Source organism: Streptomyces sp. AcH 505 (genome assembly GCF_000818175.1).
In the GTDB taxonomy this organism is placed as follows: domain Bacteria; phylum Actinomycetota; class Actinomycetes; order Streptomycetales; family Streptomycetaceae; genus Streptomyces.
Map to the genome: position 1 here is coordinate 3826278 of NZ_JTIY01000001.1, position 8082 is coordinate 3834359.

General features: G+C 71.5%; 5 protein-coding genes. 3 read left to right on the plus strand and 2 right to left on the minus strand.

Features of this window, described 5'->3' with window-relative positions; all coding sequences use genetic code 11:
• Both HY68_RS17470 and HY68_RS17475 read right to left on the minus strand, forming a co-directional pair.
• A partial coding sequence (locus HY68_RS17470) for an SLBB domain-containing protein (protein ID WP_041989886.1) occupies nucleotides 1–1018 on the minus strand: 1018 nt, incomplete at its 3' end.
• Nucleotides 1015–2544, minus strand: a complete 1530-nt coding sequence (locus HY68_RS17475) for a hypothetical protein (protein ID WP_041989889.1) — start codon at nucleotides 2542–2544, stop codon at nucleotides 1015–1017. The genes HY68_RS17470 and HY68_RS17475, both read right to left, overlap by 4 nt.
• Nucleotides 2545–3033: 489 nt before the next feature.
• On the opposite strand from HY68_RS17475, the gene leuS reads away from it, so the two are divergent.
• From leuS to HY68_RS17490, 3 genes are all read left to right on the plus strand, one after another.
• Nucleotides 3034–5922: a leucine--tRNA ligase gene (gene leuS, locus HY68_RS17480; protein ID WP_041989892.1), complete on the plus strand. Its 2889-nt coding sequence runs from the start codon at nucleotides 3034–3036 to the stop codon at nucleotides 5920–5922.
• Nucleotides 5923–6059: 137 nt separating this feature from the next.
• Entirely contained in the window at nucleotides 6060–6914 is an 855-nt protein-coding gene (locus tag HY68_RS45215; protein WP_041989895.1) for a hypothetical protein, read from the plus strand.
• 86 nt (nucleotides 6915–7000) lie between these two features.
• Nucleotides 7001–7846 (plus strand): DegV family protein, encoded by an 846-nt coding sequence (locus tag HY68_RS17490; protein ID WP_041996401.1) that lies wholly within the window; start codon nucleotides 7001–7003, stop codon nucleotides 7844–7846.
• The last annotated feature ends 236 nt before the right edge of the window (nucleotides 7847–8082 follow it).

Sequence of the window (8082 nt, forward strand, 5' to 3'; positions counted from 1 at the left end):
CGGTCTCGGCGGCCAGCCAGTTGGCCACGCGCAGCGCCTCGCCGAGCGGGCAGGTCTCGGGGCCGATCGGCAGGATCGCGCCCGCGCCCAGTGAACCGCCCACGGCGGCCAGGGAGTCGCGCGAGACGGCGGCGTCGTGCGCGGAGACCGCGTCGATCCAGTTGCCGTGGTAGCCGCCGGTCAGCACGCCCTGGGGGAGCGGCGGTGCGCCCGCCATCTGGAGGACGTACCGCAGCGGCACGCCCGTCGGCACCTCGATGACCAGCGGCCGCGCCACGGCGCCGGAGACCGTGAGCATGACCGTGCCGGGCTCGGACTCCAGGCCGGTGTGGGCGTAGCGCCGGGCGCCGATCCTGGCGGCCACGGCGAGCTGGGCGAACGTCTCGGCGTTGGACAGCAGCGTCGGGGCGCCGTTGACGCCCGACTCGGCGGCCCGCTCGCGGCGGCCCGCGGGCAGCGCGGGACCGCCGCCGATGGCGCGGATCACGGAGGACGCCTCGCCCGAGACCATGCGCTCGGGGGTACGGACGATCCGGGCCCGCAGCTGACGCCCGCGCCGGTCGGTGAGCCCGCGCTCGGTGAGCGCGTCGCGCATCGACATCTCGGTCGAGTTGCGGGTGACGGCGATGATCAGGGTCCTGGCGCCCAGCGCCTCGGCCGCCAGCAGCGCCCCGTCGAGGATGAGGTGCGGGGCGCGGTTGAGCAGCACGGTGTCCTTGCGGCAGGCGGGTTCGCCCTCACTGCCGTTGATGACGACGACGGGGCGTACCCCGCGGCGTATCGAGGACTGGGCGACGGCCCGCAGCTTGGTGCCGAAGGGGAAGCCGGCGCCGCCTCTGCCGCGCAGGGATATGTGCTCGGCGAGCTGGGCGAGGCGCTCTCCCGTCACCGGCTGGAGGGGTCCGTGCACCTTCAGGTGCATGGAGAGATCGAGCCGTTCGACCAGGTCGAAGCCCTGGGTCAGCTGGGGAAGGCCGACAACCCGGACTTCGGGGACATCGGGGAGCGGGACGTTCACGGTCGGTCTCCTGCGGGTGCGTTCCAGGGTTCCCCGGCCGGGGGCGGATACATCGGTCCCGGTGACGGCTCGGGCGCCTCGGGCATCGGCCCGACGGGCGACGCCGGTGCCTGGCCGTTGTACGGGGGCAGCGAGCCCGTGTCGTACCCGGCGCTGATGCCCGGGTCGTACGGCGGGATCGAGCCCGTGTCGTACGGGGACGGCGCGCCGGGGCCGTACGGGGAAGAGCCCGAAGGATCGGAAGGGCCGGGGTAGGGGGAGTACGGGGAGTACGGGGACGGAGGGGATGGTGCGAAGGACTGCCCCGGCGGCGCCGGGTGCGGTGCGGGCCAGGGGCCCTGCCTGCCGGAGTGGCCGTCCGAGAGGCTGGTGATGTCGGAGACCCCGGAGATGACGGGCAACTCCTCGGTCATGGGGATGCGTTCGGCGAGCGGTATCTCCCCGGTCGACGGTGATCCGCCGCCACGGGAGGCCGCGTATCCCGCCGCCAGCCCTGTGCCGGTACCGGCGCCGCTGCCCGCCAGGGGGGCGGGGAAGGGGTCGGTCAGCGGGTCGGGCAGGGGCGGCAGCGGCGGCAGCGGCTCGGACCGCACCGACTCGTACCCGTACTCGTACACCGGCTGGGCCGGTGCGGCGAGCTGCGGCGGGGTGAATCCCCTGCCGAGCGGGGTGCCCAGCGGCTGCGCCGACGACGCCCCCAGCGACTGCGCTGAGGACGCGCCCATGGACTGGGGGGTGGAGGCGCCCAGCGACTGCGCCGAAGGTGCGGACGGCCGCTGGAACTGCCGCTCGTACTCGGGCGATCCGGTGATGGTGGCACCGGGCAGCGGCATCTCGGCCGGGTCGCGCCTGGCGGGCTCGGGCTCGGCGGGACCGCGAGTGCCGGCGAGCGCCAGGAGCCGCTGGGCGATGCGCCGCTGGACCGGCTTCGGCAGCAGCCGCAGGGAGACGGCGGCGCCCACCCCGAGGAGGGACAGGCAGTACAGGACGACGACGTAGGTCGCCGGGGCGCGGCCGGTGTAGAGGCCGTGCATCAGGGCGAAGCACCAGGCCGGGTAGGCCAGCATGTGCATCGTGCGCCAGCGCCCGGCGAACCGCCCGGGGAGGGCGAACGCGCTGCGCATGGCACCGGTCATGGCCGTGACAACCATCAGGATGGCGGCGAGCGAACCGAGGCCGATGAGGCCGCCGGTGCCGGTCACGCCGAGGCCGAACGGCACCACGGCGCCGATCAGCGCCACATGCCCGAGGTAGACCTTGACGGTGATGTGGAGCAGGAGGAACCCGAGCGAGGCCACTGCCGTCGCCCGGTGGACGCCCTGGGCGAGCAGCCGGTGGCGCGAGGACAGCAGAAAACGGTCGGTGGCTATCAGGCCCCAGGCGACCGCTGAGGTCAGCGAGAGCAGGGAAAGCACACCGCTGGTGAAGTCGAGCGCGGCGCGGAAGGCGTCGCCCGACGCGATGGCCAGCAGCGGTACCAGTACCAGTGTGGCAACGGTCAGCCCGCCCCGGACCTGACGGCTCATGCCGCGCTCCGTGGGGAGTGACGAACTGTTCTTGCGATGAGGTTTCATGGGGGTCGACTCCGAATGGCTCGGGAAAGCGGTCCCGTTGCGGCATGCTAGGTCGCGCCTTTCCGGCCAGTACGCCATTTGCGGGTTTAACCCGGGGAACGTGAGCCAACCAACGTTGCGGTTGCCCCGTATCGCGCCGATACGCGGGGTAAGCGCGCGCCGTAAGGGAGTTGAGCGGCGGCCCGTGCGCCGGTGATCCGTACCGGCGGACGGCGCCGATATGCCCGCCGATGTGCCCTGTGCGGACGGTCCGCGCCCTGCGGTAACCTGAAGCCATGTGTGCCGTACGCCTTCTGCTTAGCGAGCCGCGCTGACCAGTCCCACCGGATCTCGTACCGGGTGGAACCAGCGCGGCGCCCCTCCTGTGCGAGGGGCTTTTTCATTTGCTGAACGGCATCGCGGAAACCGCTGGCAGAGACGATCGATGGAGTTCGGACGATCATGAGTGAGACCACTTCGGCCGCCGCGGAAGCGGCGGCGCCCCACCGCTACACGGCCGCCATGGCCGCCGACATCGAGGCGCGCTGGCAGGACGTCTGGGAGGCGGACGGCACGTACGAGGCGCCGAACCCGACCGGGGAGCTGGCGGGCGACCCCGCCCTGGTGGCCAGGCCCAAGAAGTTCATCATGGACATGTTCCCGTACCCGTCCGGTGTCGGCCTGCACGTCGGGCACCCGCTGGGGTACATCGCCACCGACGTCTTCGCCAGGCACCAGCGCATGACCGGCTACAACGTCCTGCACACGCTGGGCTTCGACGCCTTCGGCCTGCCCGCCGAGCAGCACGCCGTCGCCACCGGTACGCACCCCCGGGTGTCGACCGAGGCCGCCATGGAGAACATGAAGCGCCAGCTGCGCCGGCTGGGCCTGGGCCACGACAAGCGGAGGTCGGTCGCCACGATCGACCCCGACTTCTACCGCTGGACCCAGTGGATCTTCGTCCAGATCTTCAACTCCTGGTACGACAAGGACGCCGACAAGGCGCGCCCCATCGAGGAGCTGGTCGCGCAGTTCGAGAGCGGACAGCGGGAGACCCCCGACGGGCGCCCCTGGAACGGACTGACGGAGCGGGAGCGCGCCGACGTCCTGGGCGAGTACCGGCTGGCGTACGCCTCGGACGCGCCCGTCAACTGGGCGCCGGGGCTGGGCACCGTCCTGGCCAACGAGGAAGTGACCGCCGACGGCCGCTCCGAGCGCGGCAACTTCCCCGTGTTCAAGGCCAAGCTGCGCCAGTGGAACATGCGCATCACCGCCTACGCCGACCGGCTGCTGGACGACCTGGACGAGCTGGACTGGCCCGAGGCGATCAAGCTGCAGCAGCGCAACTGGATCGGGCGCAGTGAGGGCGCGCGCGTCAACTTCCCCGTCGTGGACGCCGCGGGCGGCACGGACGCGATCACGGTCTTCACGACCCGTCAGGACACCCTGTTCGGGGCCACGTACATGGTGCTGGCGCCGGAGCACGAGCTGGTCGAGAAGATCGTCCCCGCCGCCTGGCCCGCCGACACGCACCAGGTGTGGACCGGCGGTCACGCGACGCCCGTCGACGCCGTCGACGCGTACCGTAAGCAGGCCGCCGCCAAGTCCGACGTCGAGCGGCAGGCCGAGGCCAAGGACAAGACCGGTGTCTTCACCGGCGCTTACGCGACCAACCCGGTCAGCGGCGAGCAAGTCCCGGTCTTCATCGCCGACTACGTCCTGATGGGGTACGGCACGGGCGCGATCATGGCCGTCCCCGCGCACGACAGCCGGGACTTCGCCTTCGCGCGCGCCTTCGAACTGCCGGTGCGCTGTGTGGTCGAGCCGACCGACGGCCGGTCGACCGACGCGGGGGAGTGGGACGACGCGTTCGTCTCGTACGACGCCCGCCTCGTCAACTCGACGGGCACCGACATCACCCTGGACGGTCTGGGCGTGGTCGAGGCCAAGGCGCGGATCACGGAATGGCTGGCCGAGCGCGGCATCGGCGAGGGCACCGTCAACTTCCGGCTGCGCGACTGGCTGTTCAGCCGGCAGCGCTACTGGGGCGAACCGTTCCCGATCGTCTACGACGAGGACGGCATCGCGCACTCGCTGCCCGAGTCGATGCTGCCCCTGGAACTGCCGGAAGTTGACGACTACTCGCCACGCACCTTCGACCCCGACGACGCGGACACCAAGCCCGAGACCCCGCTGTCGCGCAACGAGGACTGGGTCGACGTCGAGCTGGACCTGGGCCGCGGCGAAGGCGTCAAGCGCTACCGCCGCGAGACCAACACCATGCCGAACTGGGCCGGTTCGTGCTGGTACGAGCTGCGCTACCTGGACCCGCACAACGACGAGAAGCTGGTCGACCCGGCCATCGAGCAGTACTGGATGGGCCCGCGCGAGGGCATGCCGCACGGCGGCGTCGACCTGTACGTGGGCGGTCAGGAGCACGCCGTACTGCACCTGCTGTACGCGCGGTTCTGGTCCAAGGTGCTGTTCGACCTGGGCCATGTCTCGTCGGTCGAGCCGTTCCACAAGCTGTACAACCAGGGCATGATCCAGGCGTTCGTCTACCGGGACGCCCGCGGTATCGCGGTGCCGGCCGCCGAGGTCGAGGAGCGCGACGGCACCTACTGGTACGGGGGCCAGCAGGTCAGCCGGGTGCTGGGCAAGATGGGCAAGTCCCTGAAGAACGCGGTCACGCCCGACGAGATCTTCGCCGACTACGGCGCCGACACGCTGCGGCTGTACGAGATGGCGATGGGCCCGCTGGACGTGGCGCGGCCGTGGGACACCCGGGCCGTCGTCGGCCAGTACCGGCTGCTGCAGCGGCTGTGGCGCAATGTCGTGGACGAGACGACGGGCGAGGTCAACGTCGCCGACACGGAGCCCGACGTGCCGACGCTGCGCGCGCTGCACAAGGCGATCGACGGGGTCTCGCACGACATGGCGGGACTGCGGTTCAACACCGCCATCGCCAAGGTCACCGAGCTGAACAACCACCTGACGAAGACGCGGGGGCCGGTGCCGAGGTCCGTGGCCGAGCGGCTGGTGCTGCTGGTCGCGCCGCTGGCGCCGCACATCTCCGAGGAGCTGTGGCGCAAGCTGGGGCACACCGACTCGGTGGTCCACCACGACTATCCCGTGGCCGACCCGGCGTACGTCGTGGACGAGTCGGTGATCTGCGTGGTGCAGATCAAGGGCAAGGTCAAGGCGCGGCTGGAGGTCTCCCCCTCGATCTCGGACGCCGAGCTGGAGACGCTGGCGCTGGGTGACGCGGACGTGGTGGCGGCGCTGGGCGGTGCGGATATCCGCAAGGTGGTCGTGCGGGCGCCGAAGCTGGTCAACATCGTTACCGCGTAGGAGCTGGCCCGCGCGTACGGAGAGCCGTCCCGCGCATAGGGGCGTCCCTTAGGGGCAGGTTGGGGGTTCGGATGGAACCCCCGGCCTGCCCCGTCCGTTTACGGTGGTAGGACGACACCGACTGCGGAGGGCCGCCCATGGAAGCCGTCATCCTGATCCTGGTGCTGCTCTTCGTCGCCTTCGTCGTCGCCGGGGCGTATGTGACCGTCAAGGCCGTCGGAGCGGCCCGGCGCAGCGTGGACCGTACGGTCACGCAGGCGCGCCGTACGGTCGAGGACACCGCCCTGCGGGCCAAGAGCTTCGGGCAGCCGGGGGTGCAGGGCGAGCTGGCCCAGCTGCGGCTGCGGCTGCGGACGTCCATGCGGGCGACGCAGGAAGCGCTGCAAGCCGGCGTCCCCGAGGACGCCTCGCTCTCCGAGTCGATCGGACTCTTCCAGCGGCTCAGCGTCCATGGCCACGAGCTCGACGCCGAGCTGAAGCAGCTGGAGCGGGACCCGGACCGCAAGAGGATCGCCGAGCGGCTCCAGGAGCTGCGCGACCGTACGGACAGCATCACGCACTCGGCGGACTCGCTGCGCTGGGCGGCGCGGGACCGGGCCAGGAGGTTCGCCGACGATGACTTGTCGACGCTGACCAGCCAGATCGACGTGGAGTCGGGCGCGCTGCGGCACTGGACGGCGGCCGAGCCGCCGCACGGCTCGAACGTGCCGTACGGCTCGAACGCGGCCCAGGGCTCGAACGCGGCGTACGGCTCGACCGTGCCGCAGGGCTCGAACGTGCCGCAGGACGAGAATCCCACGGTGGTCGACCAGACCTGGCCGGAACCGCCGCCCGCCGAGGGGCCGCAGGCGATCGGACCGACGGACGCCACGCGCGGCGCGGGCTACCCGTGGCAGCGGCCGGCCCGGGAGAAGGAACCGCGGAAGCAGTCACTGCGGAAGCAGCCGCGGCAGAAGTCGCCACGCTCCGCCAAGCCGGAGACCGGGAACTGACCGAATCGATCATGGGTCCGGTCGAATCGATCATCGACGCGGGGCCGAGCTGCCGACCGGGGGCGACGACGGGTAACCTCCCGCTCATGTCCCGCCATGTCGCGATCGTCACCGATTCAACGGCCTACCTGCCGCCCCAGACGATGGAGCGGCACGGCATCACAGCGGTGCCGCTGACCGTGGTGCTCGGCGACCGCGCGCTGGAGGAGGGCACGGAGATCTCGGCCCGCTCGCTGGCCCTGGCACTGCAGAAGCGCCACTCCGTCACCACGTCGCGGCCCAGCCCCGACGTCTTCGCCGCCACGTACCGCAAGGCGGCCGAGGCCGGGGCGACCGGAATCGTGTCGCTGCACCTGTCGGCCGAGTTCTCCGGGACGTACGACGCCGCGCTGCTCGCGGCGAAGGAAGCACCCGTACCGGTGCGGGTGGTGGACACCGGCATGGTGGCGATGGCCCTCGGGTTCTGCGCGCTCGCCGCGGCCGAGTCCGCCGACGCGGACGGCAGCCTGGACGAGGCGGTGGCCGCCGCGGAGAAACGGGCCGCGGGAACGGCCGCCTACTTCTACGTCGACACGCTGGACTATCTGCGCAGGGGCGGCCGGATCGGCGCCACCCAGGCGCTGCTCGGCTCGGCGCTCTCGGTGAAACCGCTGCTCCAGCTGGACGACGGGCGGATCGAACTGCTGGAGAAGGTGCGGACGGCGTCCAAGGCGATCGCCCGGCTGGAGGAGCTGGTGATCGAGCGGGCGGGCGAACACGCCGTGGACATCGCCGTGCACCATCTGGCGGCGCACGAGCGGGCGGCGACGCTCGCCGACCGGCTGCGGACGCGGGTGCCGGGGCTGGTGGATCTGCATGTGAGCGAGGTGGGCGCGGTGATCGGGGCACACACCGGGCCGGGGCTGCTGGGAGCTGTGGTCTCACCGCGCTGAGCGGCGTCGACGGGTGCCGTCGGATGGGGTCGGGTGCCGTCGGGTGTCGCTTTCGGGTGACGGACTTATCCACAACTGGCGGTTTTTCCACAGGAATTGAGCTTGATCATCGGCATTCCGCCGATCTGTCTAGCCTCCTGTGACATGGCTCTTCGCACTCCTCTCCGGACTCCTCTTCGCACCCCTTCTCGGCTCCGCCCGCGCACCGGCGCCGCCACCAGCGGCCCGGGGCGCGC